Here is a 26,379-nt window from a genome sequence, read left to right as displayed (position 1 = left end):
ACGGGGCGGACCGGGCGGCCAGGGCGGAGAGGTCGCCGCCCGGAGGAGCCCGGCGTCAGCGGGGCCGGTAGACCGTGAGGGCGTCGGGGAGCTCGTCGAGGACCAGGGCGGGCGGGGCCTCGGCGTACTCCCCGTCGTAGGCGAGCGGGGTGCCCGGCGGGATGTCCGCGAGGCGCAGGCTGCGCAGGTGGGTGGCGGTGTGGACCGGGGAGCGGCTGAGGGGGCCGGCGAGGGCTGCGGCCAGCAGGCGGGGCCCGGGCCGGCCGCCGCCGTAGACGAGCCGCAGGTCCAGCAGGCCCTCGCCGAGGCCGTCACGGCGGCGGGGGGTGGGGCCGGTGCCGTGGTAGGTGCCGTTGCCCGCGAAGAGCAGCCACACGCTGCGGGGCCGTCCGGCAAGCCGCAGCCTTACGGGCCGCTCGGCCCGCAGCACCCGCCAGGCCGCCAGCAGCGCGGCCGGGCCGCCTCCGATGCGCGGGCCCCAGCGCAGCCGGTGGCCCAGCAGCTCCGGGTACGCGCCGATGCTGAAGTTGTTCACGAAGTAGCCGGGTTCTCCCCCGGGGCCCGGGGAGAAGCGGCCCACGCCGACGCGGACGGCGTGCCCGTCGGCCACCGCGCGGCAGGTGTCCTCGGGGCCGAGGAGGCCGAGGTCCATGGCGAAGTGGTTGAGGGTGCCGCCGGGGAACACGGCCAGCGGTACCCCGGCCCGCAGGGCGGCGGTGGCGGCCGCGTTGATCGTGCCGTCGCCGCCGCAGACCCCGAGCACGGTGGCCCGCGAAGCCGCCTCCGCCAGCGCGGGCGCCACCTCCGCGGGCTCGCACTCGATCACCTCGGCCTTGGGGAGCCGGGCGCGCAGGACGTCGAGCCCCGCGGCCGCGGCCGTCCCGGACCCGGTGTTGACCACGACCGTGAGCCCGGCCCCGTCGGGCAGCGCGGGCGCCCCCCGGGCCGCCCGCTCGTCGCCCGGCACGACCCGGGCTTCCTGCACGTCCCGCGCGAGCCGGCGTACGACGAACGCGGCGGCCACCCCCAGCGCCGCGCCCGTGAGCACGTCGGAGGGGTAGTGGACCCCGGTGTAGACCCGGGAGAACGCCACCGAGGCGGCCACCGGAGCGAGCGCGGCGCCCAGCGCCGGGGACTCCAGCGCCAGCCCGGCGGCGAAGGCGAAGGCCGAGGCCGAGTGCCCTGACGGAAACGAGGTGGTCTGAGGCTGCGTGGCCAGCTGCCGCACCGCGGGCACGCCGTCCAGCAGCGGCCGCGGCCGGCGTACTGACCACTTGCCGACGGTGTTGATGGTGGCGGAGGCCAGCGCCAGCGAGGCCACCCCGCGCACGGCGGCCTTGCGGGCCCGGGCCGATCCGAAGACGGTGATCGCCGCGGCGGCCCCGCCCCACAGCACGCCGTGGTTCGCGGCCCGGCCGAGCCGGGGCAGCACCCGGTCGGCCCCGGGCCAGTGCCGCCGGGCCACTGCGTCGAACAGCCCTCGGTCCCATCGCGCGAGGACGCCGGGCAGGGTCAGTTCTTGATCAGCCATTTTCTGCCCATACCCCGGCTGGCGGATCCGAAGCGGGCCCCTCGGCCTTCCGGCCCTACGGCCTACGCCTCGTCCTCACCCTCCAGCGGGCGCTTGCGGAGCAGCAGGACCACCAGGCCGCCCAGGACCACCAGGCCCACCGCCAGGGAGGCGATGACCGGGGTGGCCGCCGAACTGCCGCTGGTCGCCAGGCGCTCCTCCTCCGGGGTGGTCAGCGAGGCGGTCGCGGACTGCGCGCCCAGTGCCACCGTGCCCGACCCGGAGGTCGTGCCCGAGGCGGGGGCCGCCTCGGGTGCCGGGGCCGGTGGCCAGGCCGCCGTGGCCGTGGCGGCGGCCGCGGACTCGCTGGAGCCGGCCACGATCTGCGCCTGGGCGGGCACCCCGCTGGTGAAGACCCGCCCGACCGGCACCTTGGTCGCCCCCTGCACGGTGACCGAGGCCGTCCCGTCGGGGGTTCCGGCCGGCACCTCGAAGTACAGCCGGGTGCCGTTGACGGCGGTGTCCAGAGGCTGCCCCGCCGCGTCCACCACCCGCACCCCCATCGCGACGGCCGCCGCGTCCGGGATCACCGAGACGCTCCGCGCCCCGGTCCGCACGGTCACCGGGCCGAGCCGGGTGCCGACCGCCCCCGACACGGCGCCGGGGTCCAGCCCCAGGGAGGACGGCGGCTCCGGCAGCTGCCCCGCCTCCCGCTGGAGGTAGTCGGCCAGCTTCTCCGCCGCCGGGTCGGCGGCTTCGACCTTGACGCCGTCCGCGAGCCTCCAGATCGCCACCTGGGTGCCGGCCGCCGCGCTCTGCGCGGTCAGCGCCCCCGCCCCGGCCGCCTTGGCGAGCCCGGCCAGATCGTTCAGCTGCGGGTAGGAGTGCTCCAGGACCCAGCGGATCCGGCCCGCTTCCCGGTTGCCGGCGAGCGGACTGCCGCTCCAGCCGCTCTCGGTGTACCGGGCCTGCGGCTGGGCGTTGCCCGCCACCCCGACCCCGTACGTCTGGAGCATCCCGCCGCCGTCGACCCGCATCTCGTAGAGCCCGGCGGGGATGGTGCGCACCGAGCCGTCCCCGGCGTGGAGGACCGCCTGCCCGTACGTCTTCAGCCCGTCCAGCACGGCGCTCGCGCCCTCCGGGGACCTGGCCGCCACCGCGTCGGAGTCGGCGGCCGCCATCGCTCCCGGTGCGGCGGTGAGGGCCGCGGCCAGCAGCGCCACCGCCAGCGGCCGGCGCGCGGAGCCCCGGGCCGCGGCGGGTGGTTCGAGCGCGGCCGGCGCCGGAGCAGCAGCGGGAGCGGATGCCGGCCCCCCAGGAACAGGAGCAGAGCCAGGAGCGGATTGAGGAGCGGAGGATGCGGGAACGGCAATCGACACAGTCTTCCCCTTCGGGCCAAAGACCCAGGTGCCCGTGAGTACCGGGGAATCCTATCCGCCTCGAACACTCAGACCACCGCCGCCTTCTGAGTGGCCATCAGCGGTGTGTCGGTCTTCACCACGCGCCGGAACGCGGCCGTCCCGCGGTTCAGGTCGTGCCCGATGGCGGTCGCGTCGATCTCCGCGGAGATCCAGCGCTTGCCCTCGCCGTCGGGCGGGTCCTCCCGCACGCGCAGCCTGCCGTGGACCACCAGCGGTTCGCCGACCGATACGGAACCGGCGAGGTTCACCGCGAGCGCCCGGCGCGCCCACACCGTGTAGAAGCTGGTGGTCCCGTCGGTCCAGGCCTCCGCGCGCTTGTCGAAGTACCTCGGTGTCACCGCGAACCGGAACCGCGCCGACGGTCCGTTCACCGTGTCCTTGTAGTCGATCCGCGTGGCCACACAACCCACCAGCGTCACCTGCGTGTCGTTCATCCGGCTCGCCCTCCCCCGTGTTCCGTGCCCGCGCGGACCATCCGTACGGGCTACGAACCATGCTGGGTCAGGCCGCCGGATCCCGCTCCGGCCTGTGGATTACTGGCGGGTTGTGGACAACCTCGTCCCCCCTGCGGCGACCGTGGCGTACTGCTCGCGCACCTCCCGGTAGCGCAGCAGCTCCGCCGCCACCGGTTCCAGTACGCGGGCCCGCCCGCAGCCTGCCGCCGCCTGCCGCAGCCTCCGCTCGGCGTCCTGCCCGTACCGGCGCGCCGGGCCGCGGGCGGCGATCGAGCAGGCCCATTCCACGAGCGGCCCGCCGATGATGCCCGCGACCATCAAGAGCACGGGCGGAAGCAGCCTCGGCTCCAGTACTCCCGCGATCTGCCCGACCAGCCACAGCCCTCCGTAGACCTGGAGCAGCGTCATGGCCGCCTGCCCGAGCACCGCCGCCGGCCACCACGTGGGCCGCGGCGGTTTGACGCTCGGCACCGCGACCGCCGCCCCCAGGGTCACCGCGATCTCGTCCAGCGCCTCCGGAAGCCGTTCCGCGCCGCGCACCGCGGTCTCCCGTACGGCCTGCGCCCATGGTTCGGGCAGGCCGGTGACCGCCTCGTCGGCGACCGCCCGGACGGCCTGTTCCACGCGCTGACGTGCAGTCACCTCCTCCTCCACGGGCGCGGGCTGGGCCGGCGCACCCCGGTTGCCGATGGCCGCCAGGGCGGCCAGGCCCGCCAGGGTGCGCGGCGCGCGCCGGCTTTCGTACCACCGCCACAGCCGCAGCCACGGCGTCCCGCACGCCTTGCCGGCGTTGCGCCGCCAGGCGCGCTCCGCCGCCAGCCCGGCCGCGAACGCCCCGACCGCCTCGGCGAGCCGGTCCTCGAACTCGGCGCGCGCCGCCTCCCCGATCTCGGGCCCGCGGTGCCCGTCGGCGACGTAGAGCGGCCGCAGGCGCACGGCCGCGCGGTCCACGTCGGCGGAGATCCGGCGGGTCGCGGCGCCCTTCTCCTGGGTGAACTGTGCGAGGAGCTCGCGAAGTTCCCCCACGCCTTCACCCGTAAGAGCGGACAGTCCGAGCACGGTGGCCCCCGGCTCGCCGTGCTCGCCGAGCGCGATCCCGTCCTCGTCGAGGAGCCGCCGCAGGTCGTCCAGTACGAGGTCGGCGGACTCGCCGGGCAGCCGGTCCACCTGGTTCAGCACCACGAAGGTCACCTCCGCGTGCCCGGCCAGCGGCCGCAGGTACCGCTCGTGCAGCACCGCGTCCGCGTACTTCTCCGGGTCCACCACCCACACCACCGCGTCGACCAGCGCCAGGACGCGGTCCACGTGGTCCCGGTGCGCGCCGACCGCCGAGTCCAGGTCGGGCAGGTCGACGAGGACCATGCCGCGCAGCGTCTCCGCCTCCGCGGTCTCCCGGGGGCGGCGCCGCAGCCGCCCGGGGATCTCCAGCCGGTCCAGCAGTCCGGCGGCTCCGTCCGACCAGCTGCACGCGATGGGCGCCGCGGTGGTCGGACGGCGCAGTCCGGTCTCGGAGATCTGCACTCCGGCGAGTGAATTGAAGAGCGTGGACTTGCCGCTTCCGGTGGCGCCGGCGATGGCGACGACCGTGTGCTGGGGGGACAGCCCGCGGCGTGCGGCCGCCTCGTCCAGGACCCGCCCGGCTTCGGCGAGGGTCTTGCCGTCGAGCCGGGTCCGGGACAGCCCGACGAGCTGGCGCAGCGCGTCGAGGCGCAGCCGCAGGGCGTAGCCCTCGGGGCTGAGCGGCGGCGCGGTCGACTTGCCGCCGTCGCTGCCCGCGCCGGAGACGGCCCGGACGAGCGCCTCGTCGCCCTCGTCGCCGTCGTCGCCCTCCTCGTCGCCCGGCTCCCGGCCGGCGACCCGGGGCCGGGATCGTGCGATGAGTCCGTCGTCCCAGCGGTCGTCGGTGCGGTCGGTCAGGGCGGTCACTGCGTCACCTCTCCTTTTGCAGTAGGGACAGCGCGGCAATCAGCTCGGCCTGCGGTTCCGGGGTCACTTCGAGTGCTTCCAGCGGGGCGAGCCGGCGGTCGCGTTCGGCGCGCAGCACCTGGTCGAGGTGGTCGCCGACCAGTTCGGCGCCGCGGTCACGCAGGCGCAGCGCGGCCTGGGCGCCGATCCGTTCGGCGAGCCGCTCCCCGGCGGGCCGGGCCCGCTTGCCGCCGAGGAGGGCGGCGACGAGCAGGGCCGCGACGCCGTCGGCGTCGGGTGCGGGCTGCTTGTCGAGCCGGGCGACCTCTTCCTCGGCGAGTTCCTCCAGCACGCGCCGCCAGCGCCGTACGGCCATGCCGATGCGTTCCCCGGCCTCCCGGTCGGGCGCGGGCAGCGCCAGCGCGCCCGCGGCCGGCTCCCGCCGCCAGGCTTCGGCGATCCGCTCGTCGGCGGCGGCGACGGCGCACTGCAGGAGCGCGGCCAGGGATTCGGCGAGCGAGTCGAGCAGTTCGTCGGCGCTCGTGTCGAGCGGGTAGCCGCGCCACCGGGTCAGGGCGTCCCCGGCCAGGACGGCGCCGTGGTCGAGGCGGCCGCGCACGCGCTTGCCCTCCCGTTTGTACGCGTCCTCGACGGCCGAGGTCAGCCGTACGGCGGCGGCGTGCTGGGCCGCGACGGCAGAGGCGAGCTCGGGCATCCGGCGCCCGAGGGAGTCCAGCGCGCCGAGCGCGGTCCGCCCGACGGCGTACTGGCGGGCGGCGGGATCCTGGGCGTGGTGGGCGAGCCAGGCGCACAGCGGGGCGACGGCGCTGGCCGGCAGCAGCCCGCCCCCGCCGGCCGATTCGGGCAGTTCGGGGACGGTGAAGCGCGGTACGTCGCCGAGCCCGGCCTTGGTGAGCAGGGCCCCGTACTGCCGCGAGACCTCGGCGAGCACCTGGTGCGGGACCCGGTCGAGGACGGTGACGAGGGTGGCCTTGTACTGCTTGGCGGTGCGCAGCAGGTGCCAGGGGACGGCGTCGGCGTACCGCGATGCGGTGGTGACCATCACCCAGACGTCGGCGGCGCAGATGAGCTGGGCGGCGAGTGTCCGGTTCTCGACCACGAGGGAGTCGATGTCGGGGGCGTCGAGGATGGCGAGCCCGCGCGGCAGGGTGGAGACGGTCTCGATCCGCATCTCGCGGGTGGCGTGGCCGCCGGCCCGGGTGCGGTCGCCGGCCCGGGTGCGTTCGCGGGCCCGGGAGGCGGGCGCGGGGGGCGCCCCCTCCTCCGCGTGCGGCACCCAGACCCGCATCAGGTCGGGCAGGACCCGCATCCCGGCGAACCAGTGGTGGTCATCCGGATGGCAGACGAGCACCGGCGTGCGCGTGGTCGGGCGCAGCACCCCGGCTTCGCTGACCTGTCGTCCGACGAGGGAGTTGACGAGGGTGGACTTACCGGCCCCGGTGGACCCGCCGACGACGGCGAGCATGGGCGCCTCGGGCGCCTTCAGCCGGGGTACGAGGTAGTCGTCGAGCTGCGCGAGCAGCTCGGCTCTGGTTTGACGGGCGCGCGGAGCGCCGGGCAGGGGCAGCGGCAGACGCACGGACGCGACCCGGTCGCGCAGGGCGGACAGGGCATCGAGCAGCTGAGGCCGAACATCCAAGGTCACCACATGCGAAGAATGCCCAATTTAGGACCATTTTTGAAGCTTATAAGTCCTCTGCGCGCCGAGCGCGACTCCAGTGGGACATTCTGGTCACGGCGGACGAGTGGGGCGCAGGCATAACGAGTGCACAACACCAGGGGGCGCCGCGGCGCAAAACCGATGCGAGAATCGCACCTGCCTGCGATTATCGGGACCGCTTCACCGAACCTCCACATCGTGGCCCGCGAGTGAAGCAACCGGGACAAGGCAACCGGAGCCCTATCCTTGACCCGGCACGGACCGCAGTCCCACCCCCACCAGGGGCTCCAGGCCACCACGGCCACCTTCCGGCCCCCGTAGCTCAGTGGATAGAGCAGGTGCCTTCTAAGCACTTGGCCGCAGGTTCGAGTCCTGCCGGGGGCACTCTTCTGAAGGCCCTCCCGCGGGAGGGTCTTTGTGCTGTTCAGCGGCGGCTCCGGCGGCGGGGTGATCTCAGGATTCACCCCCTCGGCGGATGCGAGTGCGTCCCGCCAGTTACTCCCTCTCGACGTGGGCCCGTAGGCGACGGCCCGAGCCTGCCTCCGGGCTCCCGCCCACGCGGCCGAGGTGAGGGCACGGGGCGGGACACCTAGACCCGGTGTTGGGGGACTCGTACTCTGCGTGCATGGAGTGGGGGACTCTGGCAGTTGCGGCGGTAGGTGCCTTATTCGGGATCGGGACGACATTGATCACCGACGTCCTGCGTTCTCGGCGGGCACAGCAACAGCAGTGGGCAGATACGAAGCGAGTCGCCTACGTGCGGTTTTTGACTTCACTGGCTCAGGCCCACAGCCGTATGACGATGGCGGCCGCACGGGAGGCAGTCGGGCCCGCTCGAACGCAGGCGATTCACGACGCGTTCCTCACGGATCCCCAGCACTCGGACGCCAAGTCCGTCCTACGTGAGCTGGCGATAGCGGCGCCCGACCACATCTACGATGCCGCCGTGCCGGTCTACTACCAGCTTCGGACCGCCCGCGACATCCTTACCTCCGATGAGGTGAGCTTCGAGACCCCTGAGTATCAGCAGGTCATACAGCCCTTCTTCAGGGACTTGGATTCGCTGCAACGGCTGATGCGGGACGACTTGCAGCCTCCGGCGCGCCGTCACGCATGAGGTGCTATCGATGCTGGACTGCCTCCAGGTCTTGAGTGGATGGAGAGGGCAGGGCGGGCCGGTCTTTACCGAGAGGGGCCCGCCCGCTCGCGTGGTCCCGGAAATGGGGTGCCGGGATGCGGGCGGGGCTGCTTATGGTCGTGACCATGACGAAGACGTTTGAGCTCGTGCCCGGGATGATCACGACGCGTGATGAGGTCGTGGCTGCGTTCGGCGGTGGGAAGTACCAGGGCATCGAGCCGGCCAACGAGGCGAAGAAGGTATTCATCTACTCCGACCCTTCCGCGGGCGAGGAGTTCGGCTACACCTTCGATGGCCGCGCCGAGGATGACGAGTACGGCCCGCTGTACCTGTACACCGGCTATGGCGCGAACGGTGACCAGGAGATGAAGAGCCGCAACAAGTCCCTGCGGTACCACGTCGAGGACGGCCGTGAGCTGCACCTGTTCGTTGCGCAGGGCAAGGTGCCGGGTGGTAGCGGTGCCATGCGCCAGCGATACATCGGGCAGATGGCCGTAGACCCGATCAACCCCGTCGAGATCCGCCGCGGACCGGGCCAGGACCACAAGATGCGCAACGCCCTCGTGTTTCGGCTGAGGCCCGCTCCGGGGTCGACGCCGGCCTGGAAGGACGAAGACTGGCTCAAGCCGGCGGCCGGCAACGACGTGGAGGACGTAGACACCGTCCCGGTGATTCCCGCCCAGACCAGCGTGAAGGACAAGAAGTCCGAGCAGCACATCACCTCGGAGACGATCGCTGATGTTCCTGGAGGGCCTCGTACGGTTCTGCGTCGTGAGGGCCTGCTGATGGAGGCGTTCAAGAAGGACCTTGAGGCCGCCGGCCACGTGCACAAGTCGTTCCAGATCACCATCGCCGGTGAGGTGGGGGCTCTCACGCCCGACCTGTACGACCTCACCGACCACGTGCTGTACGAGGCCAAGGGACTGACGACCCGCACCAACATCCGCATGGCGATCGGTCAGCTTGCCGACTACCGCCGGCACCTCCCCAACCCGACGGGCCTGCGGGCGGCTGTGCTGCTGCCCAGTGAGCCGAGCAAGGACGTGAAGGATCTGCTGGCATCGCAGAACGTGTACCTCGTCTACCAGACCGATGACGGCTTCGCCGGCTTCCCGTTGGCCGACTGAGGTGCAGTGTCTGGCCTAGGCCGTCTCTTCCGGATCTTGCCGGGCCCGCGCCGCCCGGCACCGCACCTCGCCGCGTTGTCGGGGCGCCCGAGTACGTCCCGTACACGGGCGCCCCTCCGCCTTGCGATGCACGGCACCGGACGACGCGGGCTTGACCGACAAGATCCGAAAGAGACGGCCTGACGGCCGTTGCCGTGACGGTCGTGGTCGACCGCCGCGGTGGCGAGCCGCTCGGCCTCGTCCGGTGTGACGGTGCGATACCGGATGCGGACCGAGCAGCCGGGGTACGGGCAGCGCCCGGTGTGCTTGGCCGCAGGTGAGCCCTCCCTTCGCGGAGGGCTTTTCGCTGGTTGACGGACCCGCCGAATGGCCGATGCTCACGGCGCGCCGTTCCTTCGGCGCTCGGGCCAGGCTGTAGGGCAAGGGGTGCAGGCTCGGCGGCGAAGCTCTCTGGAGGACGGATGACGTCGGTGGACCGTTCACCCGAAGGGGCAACGCCCGACGACGCGGCGCCCGATGACCCGGCGCCCGACGGGGCGTCGGCGCAGCCGAGGGCCGCGCGTGGGAGCGAGCGGCGGGCCGGGCAGGGCTCCGCCGTCCTGAGGTGGCTGTCGACCACCGATCACAAGGTCATCGGCAATCTCTACCTGGTGACGGCCTTCGCCTTCTTCCTCTTCGCCGGCGTGCTGGCCATGCTGATGCGGGCCGAACTCGCCCGCCCCGGCCTGCAGATCGTCTCGAACCAGCAGTACAACGAGATGTTCACCATCCACGCCACGATCATGATGCTGCTGTTCGCGACGCCCACCTTCACCGGTTTCGCCAACGCGATCATGCCGTTGCAGATCGGCGCGCCCGACGTCGCCTTTCCGCGGCTCAACGCCTTCACCTACTGGGTGTACCTCTTCGGGGGCCTGTTGGTCGTCTCGGGATTCCTGACCACGCACGGGGCGGCCGCCTTCGGGTGGTTCGCCTACGCGCCGCTGAACGGCGCCCGGTACTCCCCCGGTACGGGCCCCGACCTGTGGGCCATGGGGCTGGCGGTCTCCGGTCTGAGCACGATCCTCGGGGCGGTCAACTTCATCACCACCATCGTCTGCCTGCGCGCGCCCGGCATGACCTTGTTCCGCATGCCGATCTTCACGTGGAACGTCCTGTTCACCTCCATCCTGGCGCTCCTGGCCTTCCCGGTGCTCACGGCCGCGCTGCTGGTCCTGGAGGCGGACCGCAGGTTCGGCTCCCACGTCTTCGACCCGGCCAACGGTGGCGCGCTGCTGTGGCAGCACCTGTTCTGGTTCTTCGGGCATCCGGAGGTCTACATCGTCGCCCTGCCGTTCTTCGGCGTGGTGACCGAGATCCTCCCCGTCTTCAGCCGGAAGCCGATGTTCGGCTACGTGGCCCTGATCGGCGCCACGATCGCCATCACCGGCCTGTCAGCCACCGTGTGGGCGCACCACATGTTCGCGACGGGGGCCGTGCTGCTGCCCTTCTTCTCCCTGCTGTCCTTCCTGATCGCCGTGCCGACCGGGGTGAAGTTCTTCAACTGGATCGGAACGATGTGGAAGGGATCGCTCTCCTTCGAGACGCCGATGCTGTGGTCCATCGGCTTCCTCGTCACCTTCCTCCTGGGAGGTCTGACCGGGGTGCTGGTGGCCTCCCCGCCGCTGGACTTCCACCTGACGGACAGCTATTTCGTCGTCGCGCACCTGCACTACGTCCTCTTCGGCACCATCGTCTTCGCCACCTTCGCCGGCTTCTACTTCTGGTGGCCGAAGCTGACCGGACGGATGCTGGACGAACGGCTGGGCGCGCTCCACTTCTGGACCCTGTTCACCGGCTTCCAGACCACCTTCCTGGTCCAACACTGGCTTGGCCAGGCGGGCATGCCGCGACGCTACGCGAACTACCTGGCGAGCGACGGCTTCACGCTCCTCAACACCATCTCCACCCTCGGCTCCTTCCTGCTGGGCCTTTCCACGCTGTTCTTCCTCTACAACGTCTGGAAGACCCATCGCTACGGCGTGCGGGTCACCGTCGACGACCCCTGGGGCTGGGGGCGTTCCCTGGAGTGGGCGACGAGCTGCCCGCCGCCCCGGCACAACTTCCACACGCTGCCGCGGATCCGCTCGGAATCCCCGGCCTTCGACCTGCACCACCCGGAGGTGCCCCGTGAAAGGTGAGGCCTGGCTCTTCACCGGTACGGCCCTGTTCTTCGGGGCGACCACCGCCGTCTACGGCTGGTTCTCGCGCGAGCCGGCGGGCAGCGCCGCGCTCTGCGTCTCCTTCGTCATGGCGAGCCTGGTCGCCGCGTTCCTCTGGCGCCAGTACCGGCGGGGCGGCGCGCGGCCGGAGGACCGCGAGGAGGCCGAGGTCCGGGAGGCGGGCGGCCGTACGGCCTTCTTCCCCGCCCGCAGCTACTTTCCCGTCCTGGCGGCCGTGGGCACCGCGCTGATCGGCCTGGGGGTGGTACAGGGCCTGTGGCTGTGCCTCATCGGCTTCGGTGTCCTGCTGCCGGGCGTCCTGGGCTTCGCCTTCCAGAACCTCGGCCACGAGGAATAGCGAGGATGAGCGATGACGAGCGAGTCAGCGAGGAGCAGCCAGGAGTGGGTCAGCCGTCCGCTTCCCCCGGCGGCCTCCGGCCGTCCGGTCCGGCCGTGGTCTCGGCGATCTTCCGGCGCTGCTCGGCGGTCGTGGGGTAGGGGACGCTGTCCCGGTAGTACCAGCGGCTGAGGGCCGACCGCGTCTTGTTCAGCAGCGGCCCCAGCCGTCCCCCGCCCCCGCCCGCCTCCCCGTCGGGCGCCAGCGGCCGGGGCCGTTCCCGCGCGAGGACCGCGTACCGCTCGCCGGGCGTGAGGGCCCGGTGCTGTGGCCGAAAGCCGCCCTCGGCTCCCTGGACCACCAGGCCGGACGCCTCGCCGTCGGTCAACAGGCGGCGCTCCCGGTCCTGGAGGCCCAGGCACAGCCGCCTGGTCAGCCAGAAGACGGCCACCGGGACGGCGAGGAACGCGGCGCGCAGCGTCCAGGTCAGCGCCGGCAGGGGCACGTCGAAGACGAAGGCGAGGACGTCCTGGGCCCCGGCGAGGAGGAGCACGGCGTAGCAGGACAGGGCCGCCGTGCCCAGGGCGGTGCGGACGGGCCGGTCACGCGGGCGGTCGCACAGGTGCCGTTCCCCCGTCGCACCGGTGATCCAGCGTTCGAAGAAGGGGTAGGCGTACAGGACGGCGAAGAGCAGGCCGGGCAGCACCACGGCGGTCAGCAGGGGGTTCCACATGACGGTGTGCCCCCACAGCCGTGTCTCCACGCCAGGCATCAGGCGCAGCGCCCCTTCGAGGAATCCGACGTACCAGTCGGGCTGGGCGCCGGTGGAGACCACGTCGGCGCGGTAGGGGCCGTAGCTCCAGATGGGGTTGATCTGCGCCAGCGCTCCGAGGGCGGCGAGCAGCCCGAACACCATGAGGAACAGGCCGCCGGACTTGGCGACGTACTGCGGGTGGAAGGGCAGGCCGACGACGTTGCGGCCGGTCCTGCCGGGTCCCGGCCACTGGGTGTGCTTCAGGGCGAAGACGAGCAGGACGTGCACGGTGATCAGGCCCAGCAGCAGTCCGGGGACCAGCAGGATGTGCACGGGGTAGAGCCGGGGCACGATGTCGTCCCCGGGGTATTCGCCGCCGAAGGCGAAGAAGCTCAGGTACGTGCCGACGAGCGGGACCGACAGCATGATCCCCTGGGCGATCCGCAGTCCGGTGCCCGACAGCAGGTCGTCGGGGAGCGAGTAGCCCGCGAAGCCCTCCAGCAGGGACAGCAGGAAGAGCGTGACGCCCAGCAGCCAGTTGACCTCCCGGGGGCGGCGGAAGGCGCCGGTGAGGAACACCCGCAGCATGTGCGCCCCGATGGAGGACAGGAAGAGCAGCGCCGCCCAGTGGTGGAGCTGACGGATCAGCAGTCCGCCCCGCACGTCGAAGCTGATCTCCAGGGTGGAGAGGTAGGCCTGCGACATGAGCACGCCGCGCAGCGGCGCGTACGAGCCCTGGTACGCGCTCTCGCGCATGGACGGGTCGAAGAAGAAGGCGAGGAACACCCCGGTCAGCAGCAGGACGACGAAGCTGTAGAGCGCCAGTTCGCCCAGGAGGAAGGACCAGTGGTCGGGGAAGACCTTGCGGACCAGCGACCGGGCCACTTCCGACAGCGGGAGCCGTGCGTCCAGGGCCTCGGCCCCCCGCACCACCGCGCTGCGCGTCCCTCTCCCCGGTTTCTCCGGCCGCGTTTCCCGCTCGCTCGGACCAGGCACCGGCACGCACCTCCTGTCCGAAGCGTCCGGACTCCCGCCACTGGATCGAGCGGGCCGCCCGGAGCTCACGCAAAGCTACCCAAATTCACTCTTCGCTATCAATTCAGACACGGCGCGCTGGCGGTTCCGCGCGGACTTGCGGCGAGGCCGGGCATGGGGTTGCGTCGAAGTAGGCGTAGAGGTGGGTGCGTGGTCTGACGTTTCCCTCGGGTTGGGGGTGAACCCTCGTGCAGTTCACCGATCGCGCGGACGCGGGTGCGCGTCTCGCCGAGGCGTTGCGCCACCTGGCGCCGGAGCGTCCCGTCGTCCTGGGCCTGCCCCGCGGCGGGGTCCCGGTCGCCTTCCAGGTGGCGCGGGCCCTCGACGCCCCCCTCGATGTGATCGTGGTGCGCAAGCTCGGCGTCCCCTACCACCGTGAGCTGGGGTTCGGCGCGATCGGCGAGGGCGGCGTACGGGTCATCAGCGAGGACATCGTCCGCAGCAGCGGGGTCGGGCAGCAGGACCTCGCGGCCGTCGAGCGCGCCGAGGAGGCCGAGCTCGCACGGCAGGCGGCCAGGTTCCGCGGCGACCGGCCGCGGCTGGACCTCGCCGGCCGCACGGTGGTCCTGGTGGACGACGGGATCGCGACCGGGTCCACGGCAGCCGCCGCGTGCGAGGTCGTACGGGCGCAGGGCGCGGGGCGGGTGGTCCTGGCCGTCCCGGTGGCGCCGCCGGACGCGATCGCGTGGCTGGCCACCGAGGCCGACGAGGTGGTGTGCCTGTCCACACCCCGCGCCTTCCGCGCCGTCGGCGAGTGGTACGAGGACTTCTCCCAGACCCCGGACGAGGAGGTCGTCGACCTGCTGGCACGGGCGGCGGCCGCGACCTCCAAGTCCTCCAAGTCCACCGCCTCCGGTCCGTCCGGGTCCTCGGCGGTCGAGGTGGACGCCGGCGGGACCGCTCTGGCCGGCGACCTCACCCTCCCCGAGACCGCCGGGGCGGTCGTGATGTTCGCCCACGGCTCCGGCAGCAGCCGCCACAGCCCGCGCAACCGTGCGGTGGCGGCGGACCTGAACCGGGCGGGCCTCGGCACGCTGCTCTTCGACCTGCTCACGCCCGCCGAGGAGGCCGACCGGGCCAACGTCTTCGACATCGAGACCCTGGCCGCGCGGCTCGCGGACGCCACCCGCTGGCTGCGCCGGCGCACCTCCGTCCCGATCGGCTACTTCGGGGCCAGCACCGGGGCCGCCGCCGCGCTGTGGGCGGCCGCGGACCTCGCCGCTGCCGCCGGCCCCGGGAACGGGCCGGACGTCGGCGCCGTCGTGTCCCGGGGCGGGCGGCCCGACCTGGCCGGCCCGCGGCTGGCCGGCGTACGGGCGCCCACGCTCCTGATCGTGGGCGGCCGGGACACCACGGTGCTCGAACTGAACCGGCAGGCCCAGCGCGAGCTGCGCTGCGAGAACCGGCTGGAGGTCATCCCGGGCGCCACCCACCTCTTCGAGGAGCCGGGAGCACTGGACGAGGTGGCCGACCTGGCCCGGAGCTGGTTCAACGAGTACCTGTCGCGCTAGGTCGCCTCTTTCGGGCCTAGGACGCGCGTCGGGCTGCGACCGGAAGGGAGTGCCGGGCCGCACGGGCCGACGACGTGCCGCGCGGCGCGGTGCGCGCGACCATGAGGAGATGGAGCAGGCACCTTTGCAGGAGGTCAGCACCCCGGGACGCGTCGCGGCGCCCGACGAGGGGATCAGCCAGGAGGAGCTGGCGCTCGCGGCCCGCAACCACGGCCTCCCGCTGGAGGCCCTGCGCTACGAGGTCACGCCGCCGGGTCTGCACTACGTCCTGGTCCACTACGACATCCCCGCCGCCGACGCGGACCACTGGAGCCTGGCCGTCGGCGGCCGGGTCGCCACCCCGCTGAGCCTGGACCTCGCCGCCCTGCGCGGATTTCCCGCCGTCACCCACCGGGTCACCATGGAGTGCGCGGGCAACGGCCGGGCGCGCCTGTCCCCCCGTCCGGTCAGCCAGCCGTGGCTGGTCGAGGCGGTGGGCACCGCCGAATGGACCGGCGTGCCGCTGCGCCTGGTGCTCGCGGAGGCCGGGGTGCGGCCGGACGCCGTGGAGGCCGTGTTCACCGGCGCCGATCACGGGGTCGAACGCGGCGTCGAGCAGGACTACCGGCGCAGTCTGCCCCTGTCGGCAGCCACCGGCGACGACCCCGAGGTGCTGATCGCGTACGCCATGAACGGCCGGCCCCTGCCGCCGCAGCACGGGTACCCGCTGCGGCTGGTCGTCCCCGGCTGGTACGGCATGGCGCACGTCAAATGGCTGCGCGAGATCACGCTCGTCGACGCCCCGTTCACCGGATTCCAGCAGTTCGTGGCCTACCGGTACCGGCAGGACCCCGACGAACCCGGCGAGCCGGTCACCCGCATCGCCCCGCGCGCTCTGATGGTCCCGCCGGGTTTCCCCGACTTCATGTCCCGCACCCGCGTCGTGCGCCCCGGCCCCGTACGGCTGGAGGGGCGCGCCTGGTCCGGGTACGGGTCGGTGGTGCGGGTGGAGGTCAGCGCCGACGCGGGCCGCTCCTGGACACCGGCCCGGGTCGAGCCGCAGGGGGCGCACCGCTGGGCGTGGCAGGGCTGGACCTGCGACTGGCGGGCCGCACCGGGGAGCCACACCCTCACCGTCCGCGCCACGGACGGCGAGGGCCGCACCCAGCCCCTCGAACAGCCCTGGAACCGCGGTGGCTTCGGCAACAACCTGGTCCAGCAGGTCCCCGTGCTGTGCTGCTGAGCCGGGAGACCAGGAGCCCCGGCGACCGGGAAATGCCCGGCCCCTAGGAGATACCGAAGAGCCTGACGGCCTGGTAGTAGGTCCATGCGGTGCTGTCGCACGAGCTCTTGCGGGGGCCCCGGTACCGCGCGCAGACCCTCTTCATGTCCGCGTGGAACGCCTCGTCCAGCCGTGCCTTGGCGGCCGGGAACAGCCCCGCCGCCCGGTGGTTGCGGTAGCCGAAGTCGTGGCGTGCGCAGGCCGCCTCGAAGGGGAAGCCGAAGGGGTTGTCCGGGGAGGTGGTGCAGAGGTCCGTCGACCAGTCGAAGCCGTACGCGGCCCACGCGGCCCGGTGCTCGCGCGCGTCCGCCCAGGCCCGGTAGCTGCCGGCGCTGCTCTGCGTCCAGCGGCTCAGTACCTGCGGCTTGTCGGCCGGCGCCCCGGGTGCGGCCCAGGCCGGTGACGCGAGGGCGAGCACCGCGGTGGCGGTGGCGGCGGCGAGAGCGGGGATCGGGCGGGGACGGCGCATGGCGTTCCTCGGGGGCCGGAGCGGGCGGGTCACCCCGGCCAACGCCCCGCGCGGCGCCCGGTCACTGCACCGGGCAGCTCCCAGGTATGAGGCCGTGTGCGACCTCCGGCAGAGGCGCGGATCGTCCTGCGGAAGGACGCGCGGTGAGGCACCCACGGCCCAGACTGGAACGCATGAACCGCCGCCCGCTCGTGATCGCCGCCGCCACCGTGGGAGCCCTCGCCACCGCCGCCTTCGCGCTGCCCAACCTGCCGCCCAACCCGGTGACCGACGCGGTCCACGCCCGGGTGTCCAAGGAGAAGGGCAAGCGGTTCGCGACCGCGGCCGACGCGCCCACCCGCGCCGGGGCCCCGTTCGCCCTTCCGTCCTGGATACCCAAGGACGCCACCGACGTGCGCATACGGGTGCGCACCACCGGCGGGTCCCGGCTGATCCGGTTCACGCTCGGCGCGACGCCGCTGGACGGCCCGCAGTGCGGTGCGGCCGCGACGAAACAGCCGGGCGCCCCCGATCTGCACGCCAAGTGGTGGCCGCGCAGCCTGCGGTCCGAGCTCCGGCCCGAGTGCCGCGACGCCCGGCAGTACCAGGTCGCCGTCCGCGGCAAGCGGGTCTACGCCTGGACGGACGGCGCCGCCTCCCCGACCGCTCCCTGAGACGGCCCGCCCCTGCCTCGGCGATCGGGCCGGCGCCCCGCCACGCCGTACCGGGATACCGCTCACCATCCGTCGGCTACGCCTTATCGTGGCCGCCATGGACATCCGCCGGGCCTTCACCCCCGCCGAACTCTCCGCCGCCGAAGCCCTCTTCGACGGGCCCGTCCGCAAGGACTGGTCCGAGCGCTTCCTCTCCGCCCCCGGGCACGTGATGCTCATCGCCTACGTCGACGGCGTGCCCGCCGGAATGGTCTCCGGGATCGAGATGTGCCACCCCGACAAGGGCACCGAGATGTGCCTTTACGAGCTCTCCGTGGACGAGGGGTACCGCCGCCGCGGGATCGGCCGCGCCCTGACGCTGGCCCTCGCCGACGAGGCGCGGGGACGTGGCTGTTACGGCATGTGGGCGGGGGTCGACACCGACAACGAGCCCGCCCTGGCCACCTACACCGCCTGCGGCGCGCGCGACGAAGGGCTCTACGCGATGCGCGGCTGGCAGCTCGCCCCGTAACCCACCGCCCGAGGGCGTGTCGTGCGCCCACACGGCGCACCCTCCGCGCGCCCGCGCCGCCGCTCGCCGAGCATCGGCCGCATGACCCCTTTCGCCGCGTTCCTCCCCGCCGCCGCGCTCCTCGTGGCGGCCACCACGGCCACCACAGCCGCCACGGCCGCCACTCCCCTGCCCCCGCACTCCGCCGCCACCTCCGCCACTTCGGACTCCGCCCCCTACGTCGTCGCCCTCAAGGACACCGGCTCCCGCGCCGCGACCCGTGCGCTGGTCGCGGAGGCGGAGCAGGCGGGAGACGAGGTCGGGCCGGTCTACGACGCGGCCCTCCACGGCTTCGCCGTCCGCACCACCGCCGCCCGCGCCGCCGCCCTGGCCGCCGACCCCCGGGTGGCCTCCGTGGAGCCCGACGCGCGGTTCCACACCATGGACGTCGCCGACGCGCAGTCGCAGAGCCCCGCGCCCTGGCCGCTGGACCGGATCGACCAGCGCGGGCTCCCGCTCGACGGCTCGTACACGTACCCCACCAAGGCCGAGGGCGTGACGGTCTACGTGATCGACACCGGGATCAACACACGCCACCGGGAGTTCGGCGGCCGCGCCCGCTTCGGCTACAGCGCGCTGTTCCCCGGCAGCTCCGGCGACTGCAACGGCCACGGCACGCACGTCGCGGCGACCGTCGGCGGGGAGCGGTACGGGGTCGCGAAGGGGGTGTCACTCGTCGGGGTGAAGGTGGCCGACTGCCGTGGTTCCGGGAGGCTCTCGGCCATGCTCAAGGGCATCGACTGGATGGTGAAAGACGCCGCCAGGGCCCGGGCCACCCCGGCGGTGGCGAACATGAGCATGGGCGGTACGCGCAGCTCCGCCCTGGACCGGGCGGTGATCCGGGCCGTGGCCTCCGGGATCACCTTCACCGTGGCCGCCGGGAACGAGGGCAAGGACGCCTGCGGCGGATCCCCGTCCTCCGTCCGCCAGGCCATCACGGTCGGCGCGACCGACGCCCGGGACCGGCGCGCGCCCTTCTCCAGCCACGGCAGGTGCGTGGACCTCTGGGCGCCGGGCGTGTCCGTGACCTCGGCCTGGAAGGGCTCCACCACGGCCACCGCCCGCGCCTCCGGCACCTCGATGGCCTCGCCGCACGTGGCCGGGGTGGCCGCGCTCATCCTGGCGCGCGGTGTCGCGAGGACTCCGGCGCAGGTCTCCGAGGCGCTCGTACGCAGTGCCGTGCCCGACCGGATCACCGCCCTGCCGGCCGGCAGCGCGAACCTGCTGCTCCACCTGCCCACCGACCGCTAGCCCCCGGCCGCTAGGCACCGGCCAGTAGCCCCCCGACCGCTGACCACCGGCCACGCCGACCGGCCGGTATGCGATGGGCCATCAGACCTTCTCTGATGGCCCATCAATTTATGTGCGCTTCGGGCGAAAGCAAGTCATTGACTTCTCATCACGGCGACGCGTCAATATCGGCCACCGCACCGGCTCGGCCTCCCCCACACAGCGGGTGGGGGGAGGGTTCGTCATGACGAAGGAGTCGCGACCCAGTGAGTACGAGAACGCATCGACGAAGAGTACTGGCCGGGGCGGCAGCCCTCTCCCTGGCCCTGTCGGGCGGCGTGGTGGGCCTGGCAGGCTCCGCGCAGGCCGCGACCAAGACCACCGCCGTCTTCGAGAACTGTGACGCCCCCGCGCCGCAGTCGGACGGCTCGGGCAACCAGAACTACACCGTCACCCTCCCGGACGGCGCCAAGGCCGGCGACGTCGTCCCGATCACGATCGACCCGGGTGCGAGCCCGCTGGTCCCCGCGTTCTCCGTCACCACGGTGAACACCTCCAAGATCACCCTCAAGGTCGGGACGACCACCCAGGTGGTCACCAGCCCGCCCGAGACCGTCACCGTCGTGGCCGGGCAGCCGCTCGACCCCAAGGCGTTCTCCGGAACGATCAGGATTCCGGACGGCACCGAGGGCACCGCGGTCAACGTCGCCCTCGACCTGGCGGTCACCGACGCGGACCTCTCCGGTTCGGTCTTCACCACCACCTGCACCCCGGCACCGCGCCCGAGCGCCTCGCTCGGCTCGGTCGCGGTCGAGGCCCTGCCCAAGGACCCGGTCACGACGAAGCTGACGCCCAACAGCGGCCCGGCGGGTACCGCCGTCGTCGTCAACGGCGCCAACTTCCCGGCCGGCGCGGTCACCTGCTCCGCCCTCCTCGGGGGCGTGGCGACGGGTGATGCCGGTGCGGGCACGGCGGACGCCTCCGGCGCCGCGACCTGCACCGTCACGGTCACCAAGAAGGCCGACGCGATCAGGATCGACGGCGCGGTCACCCCGTACAAGGCCTTCGTGTTCCTGGAGGACCAGCCCGGCGTGAAGAACCCGGTCGACGTCGAGGTCCTGCCCGGACCGCTGGCCCTCGGCCCGAAGGACGGCCAGCCGGCCGTCAGCTTCGGCGCGGTCACCATCAACGGAAAGGCCCAGTCGGTGGTCGGCGTCTTCAACGCCGCGACCGTCCAGGACTTCCGCGGCGGCTCGCTCGGCTGGGACGTGACGGCGACGCGCACGCCGTTCCTGAACCAGACCACGGGTCACTCGATGGCCAAGGCGCAGATCGGCATCCAGCCGTCCTGCACCGTGACCAACCCGGACAGCCCGAGCACCTGCACGCCGGGCGCGCCCGGCGCGATCTCCGACACCCCGATGAAGGTGGCCTCGCAGGCCGCCGGCGGGGAGGAGCTGACCGGTGGTGAGTTCGCCGTCGGCGGCGCCGGGATGATCCAGCTCCCGCCGTTCATGTTCGCCGACACCTACCAGACGGTCGTCACCTTCTCGATCGCCTGACCCGTACGGCCCCGCTCCGTCCCGGGTGGTGCGGCGCTCCGGCGCCGCACCACCCCTTCCCCGTGCCGCGCCGACTGGAGAGACCGCCCATGCGCATCCGCACCCCCTCGCACGGTCCGCTCGTCAGCCGGCTCCTGGCCCTGCTCGCGCTCGCGCCCCTGCTCGCGCTCGTGGCGGGCACGGGCCCGCTGTCCGCCACGGCCGCCAGGGCGGCGGACAACGGCACCTGGAGCGTCTTCCCGACACCGGCGGCCGGCGCGACGATGACCGACCGCGCGTACTTCTTCCACCAGGGCGAGGCCGGGACCACCCTCAGCGACAGCGTGACGATCCTGAACTCCTCCGAGAAGGAGCTGACGTTCCAGGTCTTCGCGACCGACGCCGTGAACACCCCGTCGGGCGGCGCCTTCGCCCTGCTGCCGGTGGAGAGTCGGCCCCAGGACGTCGGCGCGTGGATCACGCTGGCACCGCAGGCCGCGCACCCCGTCACCGTGCCGCCCAAGGGCCGCACGGACATCCCGTTCACGGTGAAGGTCCCGGCGGACGCGACGCCCGGCGACCACGTCGGCGGGATCGTCGCCCTGGGCACGGCGGTGGAGGGCGTCCAGCAGGAGGGCAAGGTCCAGGTCGGGGTGAAGCGCTCGGTGGGCGCCCGCCTCTATTTCCGGGTGCCGGGTCCGGTGACCCCGGGCCTGAGCGTGGAGGACGTACGGGTCACCCGCGCGGCCCCCCTGCTGCCCTGGGTCAAGAACGCCCGGGCCACGGTCTCGTACACGCTGGTCAACCGGGGCAACCTGGTCGTCGAGCCCACGGTGGCGGTGTCCGCGCGGGGCCTGTTCGGGCGCGAGCTGCTCAGCCGCCCGGCCCGCGAGCTGAAGCTGCCCCTGCTGCCCGGCCAGCGGATCGAACTGACCGAGCCCTGGCCGGACGCGCCCCAGTCGGACCGGGTGAGCGTCACGATCACGGCGGGCGCGACGGCCCACCCCGATCTGCGCTCGCAGTCCGGGACCCGGTTCACCGCCGTCCCCTGGCCGGCGGTGGGCGCGCTCCTGCTGGCGGCGGGAGCGGCCCTGGCCCTGCGGGTGCTGCGGCGCCGGCGCGGCCGGGTGGAGGAACACCCCGAGCCCGCCCCGGAACTGACGCCCGCCCCCTGAACGGCACGGGGCGGGACGGGACGGGACGGAACGGGCTAGCGGGAACCCCCGGCCGGTGAGGGGGTGGGCCGGGGGTTCTCGCCGTGCGGGGTGCCCGGGGCGTCAGTGGTTGCGGGGGAAGCCCAGGTCCACGCCTGACGGGGCGTCGGCCGGGTCCGGCCAGCGGGTCGTGACGACCTTGCCGCGGGTGTAGAAGTGGATGCCGTCGTTGCCGTAGATGTGGTGGTCGCCGAAGAGCGAGTCCTTCCAGCCACCGAAGGAGTGGTAGCCCACCGGAACCGGGATCGGGACGTTGACGCCGACCATGCCGGCCTCGATCTCCAGCTGGAAGCGGCGGGCGGCGCCGCCGTCGCGGGTGAAGATCGCGGTGCCGTTGCCGAACGGCGAGGCGTTGATGAGGGCCACGCCCTCCTCGTAGGTCTCCGTGCGCAGGACGCACAGCACCGGGCCGAAGATCTCGTCGCGGTAGGCGTCGGAGTCGGTCCGGACGTTGTCGAGCAGGGAGAGGCCGATCCAGTGGCCGTTCTCGTTGCCCTCGACGGTGTAGCCGGTGCCGTCCAGCACCACGTCGGCGCCCTGCGCCGCCGCGCCCTTCACGTACGAGGCGACCTTGTCGCGGTGGGCCGCCGTGATCAGCGGGCCCATCTCGGAGGTCGGGTCGTTGCCGGGGCCGATCTTGATCTTCTCGGCGCGCTCGCGGATCTTGTCGACCAGGGTGTCGGCGATGGAGCCGACGGCCACGACGGCGGAGATCGCCATGCAGCGCTCACCGGCCGAGCCGTAGGCGGCGGACACCGCCGCGTCGGCCGCGGCGTCCAGGTCGGCGTCCGGGAGGACCAGCATGTGGTTCTTGGCGCCGCCCAGCGCCTGCACGCGCTTGCCGTGGGCCGAGGCGGTGGTGTGGATGTGGCGGGCGATCGGGGTCGAGCCGACGAAGGACACGGCCGCGATGTCGGAGTGGGCCAGGAGCGCGTCCACGGCCACCTTGTCGCCGTGCACGACGTTCAGCACGCCCGCGGGCAGGCCCGCCTCGCTCATCAGCTCGGCGAGCTTGTTGGAAGCCGACGGGTCCTTCTCGCTCGGCTTGAGGATGAAGGTGTTTCCGCAGGCCACGGCCAGCGGGAACATCCACATCGGCACCATCGCCGGGAAGTTGAAGGGGGTGATGCCCGCGACCACGCCCAGCGGCTGGCGGATGGAGGAGACGTCCACCCGGCTGGAGACCGACGTCGACAGCTCGCCCTTGAGCTGCGTGGTGATGCCGCAGGCCAGCTCGACGATCTCCAGGCCGCGCGCGACCTCGCCCAGCGCGTCCGAGTGGACCTTGCCGTGCTCGGCGGTGATCAGCTCGGCGATGTCGTCGCGGTGGGCGTCGAGCAGGGCGCGGTAGGCGAACAGCACCTTGGTGCGGGTGGCCAGCGAGGACCGGCCCCAGGTCTGGAAGGCCTCCTTCGCGACCTGTACCGCCGCGTCGACCTCTTCGGCCGAGGCGAGCGCGACCTGCGTGGTGACCTCGCCGGTGGCCGGGTCGGTGACCGGGCCGTAATTGCCCGACGCGCCCTCGACGGTCTTGCCACCGATCCAGTGGTTGACGGTCTTCATGTGCCTTGCTCCTTCACAGATGGCGACGTCGCTGCGCGGCTTGCCGGTCGTACTCTTCACGGGCCTCGGCCGCCGCCTTGCGGGTCGCGGTCTCGGCCACAGGAACATCCCACCACGCCTGTGCCGGGGGTGGGCCCGACACAGTGTCGGGTGTTCGGGTCTGCGCGTAGACACATGTGGGACGGTCCGCCGAGCGTGCCTCCGCCAGGGCTTTTCGCAGGTCACCGATGGTGCGGGTGCGGATTACGGCCATTCCCAGGGAGGCCGCGTTGGCCGCCAGGTCCACCGGAAGGGGGTCGCCCGTGTACGCGCCCTCGGGCGTCCGGAAGCGGTATCCGGTGGCGAACCCCTCGCCGCCCACCGCCCCCGACAGGCCGCCGATCGAGGCGTAGCCGTGGTTGTCGAGGATGACCACCTTGATCGGGACGCCCTCCTGGACGGCGGTGACGATCTCGGTCGGGTTCATCAGGTAGGTGCCGTCCCCGACCAGCGCCCACACCGGCCTGCCGGGTGCGGCGAGCGCGACGCCGATCGCCGCCGGGATCTCGTATCCCATGCAGGAGTAGCCGTACTCCACGTGGTACTGGTCCGCGGACCGGGCCCGCCACAGCTTGTGCAGGTCGCCGGGGAGCGAGCCGGCCGCGTTGATCAGGATGTCGGTGTCGTCGACGAGGGCGTCGAGCAGGCCCAGCACCTGGGCCTGGGTGGGCGCCGCGTCCTCGTCGTCGACGGCCCAGGCCCGGTCGACGCGGCTCTCCCATTCTTCCTGGCGCTGCCGGTACGCCGTCTCGTACGCGGGATCCACCCGGTACCCGGCGACCGCCTCCCGCAGCTCGTCGAGCCCCTCGCGCGCGTCGGCCACCAGCGGCCGGGCGGCCAGTTTGTGGGCGTCGTACGGATCGAGGTTGAGGCCGATGAACCGGACGGCCGGATCGCGGAAGAGGGTCGCGGAGGCGGTGGTGAAGTCCGTCAGGCGGGTCCCGGCGGCGATGACCAGATCGGCCTCCCGGGCCAGTGCGGCGGCGGTGGCCGTCCCGGTGTGGCCGATCCCGCCGACGTCGGCCGGGTGGTCGTGCGGCAGGACCCCCTTGCCCGCCTGCGTGACGGCCACCGGGATCCCGGTGGCGTCGGCGAAGGCGGCGAGGGCGGCCTGGGCCCCGCTGTGGCGGATCCCGCCGCCGGCGACGAGCAGGGGGCGCGCGGATCCCCGTACGGCCTCGGCGGCCGCGGCGAGCTCCGCGCGGTCTGGCCGGGGGCGGCGTACGCCCCAGACCCGCTCGGCGAAGAACTCCTCGGGCCAGTCGTACGCCTGCGCCTGGACGTCCTGGGGCAGCGCGAGGGTGACGGCCCCCGTCTGCACGGGGTCGGTGAGCACCCGCATGGCCTGGAGGGCCGCCGGAACGAGGGCCTCGGGGCGGGTGATCCGGTCGAAGTGGCGGGAGACGGGCCGCAGGGTGTCGTTGACGGAGACGTCACCGGCGTAGGGGACCTCCAGCTGCTGGAGCACGGGGTCGGCGGGCCGGGTGGCGAAGGTGTCACCGGGCAGCAGGAGCACCGGGATCCGGTTGATGGTGGCGAGGGCGGCCCCGGTGACGAGGTTGGTGGCGCCGGGCCCGATGGAGGTGGTGACGGCGTGCGCGGAGAGCCGGCCGCACTGGCGGGCGTAGCCGACGGCGGCGTGCACCATGGCCTGCTCGTTGCGGCCCTGGAAGAAGGGCATGGCGTCGGGGCCCTCCTCCAGGAGGGCCTGGCCGATGCCGGCGACGTTGCCGTGCCCGAAGATCCCCCACGTGGCGGCGATCAGACGGTGGCGCTGCCCGTCGCGCTCCGTGTACTGGTGGGCGAGGAAGCGTACGAGTGCCTGGGCGACGGTCAGCCTCACGGGGTGGCCTCCTCGTGGTGGAAGGGCAGCCGGGGGTCGACGTCCTGCCCGTCCCAGCTGTCGCGGATCCAGCTGTGGTCGGGGTGGTCCCGGATCAGCCACTCCCGGGGCCCGCCGGGCGGCCCGGCCATCACGTTCAGGTAGTACATGTCGTGCCCGGGGGCGGCGATGGACGGCCCGTGCCAGCCGTCCGGGATGAGCACGGCGTCGCCGGAGCGCACCTCGGTGAGGATGTCGGTCTTTCCGGCCGGGGAGGGGGTGACGCGCTGGTAGCCGAGGCCGGGCGTGTTCCCGTGCGGGGCGATCTCGAAGTAGTAGATCTCCTCCAGGCGGGATTCCTCGCCGGGGTGGTGCGCGTCGTGCTTGTGGGGCGGGTAGGAGGACCAGTTCCCGCCGGGGGTGAGCACCTCTACGGCGATCAGCCGGTCGCAGTCGAAGCCGCCGGGGCCCGCTGCGGCGAAGTTGTTCACCTGTCGGGAGCACTGGCCCGCGCCGCGGAGCTCCACGGGCACGGCTCCGGCCGGGCCGTACCGTGCGGGTAGCTGCCGCCGGCATCGCGCCCCGGCGAGGGCGAAGCGCCCTCCCTGTGCCGAGGTGACCTCCGCGTGCGCATCCCTGGGCAGGTAGGCGAAGTCGGTGGGCCCGCGGAACACCCCGTCGCGGCCGCGCAGTTCGAACGTCTGCGGATCGCTGCCGGGGGCGCTGCCCCCAGACCCCCGCGCCTCAAACTCCCCCAGATTCCGTCCGGGGGGACCCCCAGGCGGGGCTGGATGTTTCAGCCCCTCCGGCGTTTGAGGAGCGGGGTCTGGGGCGGCGCCCCAGCAGCGGACCTCGCAGCCGCCCGACAGCGGGAGCACGATCCACTCCGACTCCCCGCACTCGAACCCGTACACCTCGCCCGGCGCCAGGTTGAGGACGACCAGCCTCGTCCAGGACATCCC

At 73.1% G+C, this 26,379-nt stretch carries 21 protein-coding genes and 1 tRNA gene; 12 read left to right on the top strand and 10 right to left on the bottom strand.

Annotated features, from left to right (window positions below):
- Positions 1-55 precede the first annotated feature (55 nt).
- From AC07DU_RS16850 to AC07DU_RS16830, 5 genes are all read right to left on the bottom strand, one after another.
- Positions 56-1,531, bottom strand: coding sequence for a bifunctional phosphatase PAP2/diacylglycerol kinase family protein (locus AC07DU_RS16850; protein ID WP_453371408.1), 1,476 nt, complete (start codon positions 1,529-1,531; stop codon positions 56-58).
- Positions 1,532-1,593: 62 nt separating this feature from the next.
- Positions 1,594-2,733, bottom strand: a complete 1,140-nt coding sequence (locus tag AC07DU_RS16845) for a thioester domain-containing protein (protein ID WP_479112044.1) — start codon at positions 2,731-2,733, stop codon at positions 1,594-1,596.
- A 224-nt stretch (positions 2,734-2,957) separates the two neighbouring features.
- Complete coding sequence (locus AC07DU_RS16840) at positions 2,958-3,365, bottom strand: single-stranded DNA-binding protein (protein WP_360892698.1); 408 nt, start codon at positions 3,363-3,365, stop codon at positions 2,958-2,960.
- Between the two features lie 99 nt (positions 3,366-3,464).
- The gene (locus AC07DU_RS16835; RefSeq protein WP_479035181.1) at positions 3,465-5,312 is read right to left on the bottom strand and encodes a GTPase; all 1,848 of its coding nucleotides are present in this window, start codon (positions 5,310-5,312) and stop codon (positions 3,465-3,467) included.
- Positions 5,313-5,316: 4 nt separating this feature from the next.
- On the bottom strand, positions 5,317-6,951 hold the full coding sequence (locus tag AC07DU_RS16830) for a dynamin family protein (RefSeq protein WP_479035177.1): 1,635 nt from the start codon (positions 6,949-6,951) through the stop codon (positions 5,317-5,319).
- Positions 6,952-7,283: 332 nt separating this feature from the next.
- Between AC07DU_RS16830 and AC07DU_RS16825 the strand changes: the two genes are divergently transcribed.
- From AC07DU_RS16825 to ctaF, 5 genes are all read left to right on the top strand, one after another.
- Positions 7,284-7,356: transfer RNA gene (locus AC07DU_RS16825), tRNA-Arg, on the top strand.
- A gap of 241 nt (positions 7,357-7,597) precedes the next feature.
- Entirely contained in the window at positions 7,598-8,089 is a 492-nt protein-coding gene (locus tag AC07DU_RS16820) for a hypothetical protein (protein WP_479035174.1), read from the top strand.
- Positions 8,090-8,223: 134 nt separating this feature from the next.
- Entirely contained in the window at positions 8,224-9,237 is a 1,014-nt protein-coding gene (locus tag AC07DU_RS16815; RefSeq protein WP_479112041.1) for an SRA domain-containing endonuclease, read from the top strand.
- A gap of 470 nt (positions 9,238-9,707) precedes the next feature.
- On the top strand, positions 9,708-11,417 hold the full coding sequence (gene ctaD / locus AC07DU_RS16810) for an aa3-type cytochrome oxidase subunit I (protein ID WP_479112039.1): 1,710 nt from the start codon (positions 9,708-9,710) through the stop codon (positions 11,415-11,417).
- Positions 11,407-11,796 (top strand): aa3-type cytochrome oxidase subunit IV, encoded by a 390-nt coding sequence (gene ctaF / locus AC07DU_RS16805; protein WP_479035171.1) that lies wholly within the window; start codon positions 11,407-11,409, stop codon positions 11,794-11,796. Before ctaD ends, ctaF begins: the two co-directional genes overlap by 11 nt.
- A 49-nt stretch (positions 11,797-11,845) precedes the next feature.
- Here ctaF and qcrB read toward each other — a convergent pair whose 3' ends face one another.
- On the bottom strand, positions 11,846-13,462 hold the full coding sequence (gene qcrB / locus AC07DU_RS16800; RefSeq protein ID WP_479112037.1) for a cytochrome bc1 complex cytochrome b subunit: 1,617 nt from the start codon (positions 13,460-13,462) through the stop codon (positions 11,846-11,848).
- Positions 13,463-13,752: 290 nt separating this feature from the next.
- Between qcrB and AC07DU_RS16795 the strand changes: the two genes are divergently transcribed.
- Positions 13,753-15,075, top strand: coding sequence for a phosphoribosyltransferase family protein (locus AC07DU_RS16795; RefSeq protein ID WP_479112035.1), 1,323 nt, complete (start codon positions 13,753-13,755; stop codon positions 15,073-15,075).
- 109 nt (positions 15,076-15,184) lie between these two features.
- Positions 15,185-16,297, top strand: coding sequence for a sulfite oxidase (locus AC07DU_RS16790; protein ID WP_479112033.1), 1,113 nt, complete (start codon positions 15,185-15,187; stop codon positions 16,295-16,297).
- 43 nt (positions 16,298-16,340) lie between these two features.
- Here AC07DU_RS16790 and AC07DU_RS16785 read toward each other — a convergent pair whose 3' ends face one another.
- Positions 16,341-16,805 (bottom strand): phospholipase, encoded by a 465-nt coding sequence (locus AC07DU_RS16785; protein WP_453374678.1) that lies wholly within the window; start codon positions 16,803-16,805, stop codon positions 16,341-16,343.
- Positions 16,806-16,978: 173 nt separating this feature from the next.
- Here AC07DU_RS16785 and AC07DU_RS16780 point away from each other — a divergent pair, with 173 nt between their 5' ends.
- The 5 genes from AC07DU_RS16780 to AC07DU_RS16760 all read left to right on the top strand — a co-directional run bounded on the left by AC07DU_RS16780 (position 16,979) and on the right by AC07DU_RS16760 (position 21,954).
- A complete protein-coding gene (locus AC07DU_RS16780; RefSeq protein ID WP_479112031.1) occupies positions 16,979-17,458 on the top strand; it encodes a hypothetical protein in 480 nt (159 codons plus the stop codon).
- A gap of 97 nt (positions 17,459-17,555) precedes the next feature.
- Positions 17,556-17,969 (top strand): GNAT family N-acetyltransferase, encoded by a 414-nt coding sequence (locus AC07DU_RS16775; protein WP_360902951.1) that lies wholly within the window; start codon positions 17,556-17,558, stop codon positions 17,967-17,969.
- A gap of 81 nt (positions 17,970-18,050) precedes the next feature.
- Complete coding sequence (locus AC07DU_RS16770) at positions 18,051-19,259, top strand: S8 family peptidase (protein WP_479112028.1); 1,209 nt, start codon at positions 18,051-18,053, stop codon at positions 19,257-19,259.
- 245 nt (positions 19,260-19,504) lie between these two features.
- Entirely contained in the window at positions 19,505-20,800 is a 1,296-nt protein-coding gene (locus tag AC07DU_RS16765) for a hypothetical protein (RefSeq protein ID WP_479035151.1), read from the top strand.
- An 89-nt stretch (positions 20,801-20,889) separates the two neighbouring features.
- Entirely contained in the window at positions 20,890-21,954 is a 1,065-nt protein-coding gene (locus AC07DU_RS16760; RefSeq protein ID WP_479112026.1) for a WxL protein peptidoglycan domain-containing protein, read from the top strand.
- A 102-nt stretch (positions 21,955-22,056) separates the two neighbouring features.
- Here AC07DU_RS16760 and AC07DU_RS16755 read toward each other — a convergent pair whose 3' ends face one another.
- The 3 genes from AC07DU_RS16755 to iolB are packed head-to-tail and all read right to left on the bottom strand — an operon-like array spanning position 22,057 to position 26,376.
- On the bottom strand, positions 22,057-23,556 hold the full coding sequence (locus AC07DU_RS16755; RefSeq protein ID WP_479112024.1) for a CoA-acylating methylmalonate-semialdehyde dehydrogenase: 1,500 nt from the start codon (positions 23,554-23,556) through the stop codon (positions 22,057-22,059).
- Positions 23,557-23,569: 13 nt separating this feature from the next.
- On the bottom strand, positions 23,570-25,438 hold the full coding sequence (iolD, locus tag AC07DU_RS16750) for a 3D-(3,5/4)-trihydroxycyclohexane-1,2-dione acylhydrolase (decyclizing) (RefSeq protein ID WP_479112022.1): 1,869 nt from the start codon (positions 25,436-25,438) through the stop codon (positions 23,570-23,572).
- Positions 25,435-26,376, bottom strand: coding sequence for a 5-deoxy-glucuronate isomerase (gene iolB, locus AC07DU_RS16745; protein WP_479112020.1), 942 nt, complete (start codon positions 26,374-26,376; stop codon positions 25,435-25,437). The genes iolD and iolB overlap by 4 nt, the downstream gene beginning before the upstream one ends.
- Positions 26,377-26,379 lie beyond the last annotated feature (3 nt).

The sequence above is a fragment of the Streptomyces sp. NPDC045695 genome (assembly GCF_056432025.1).
This window is presented reverse-complemented; position numbering and strand designations above follow the sequence as displayed.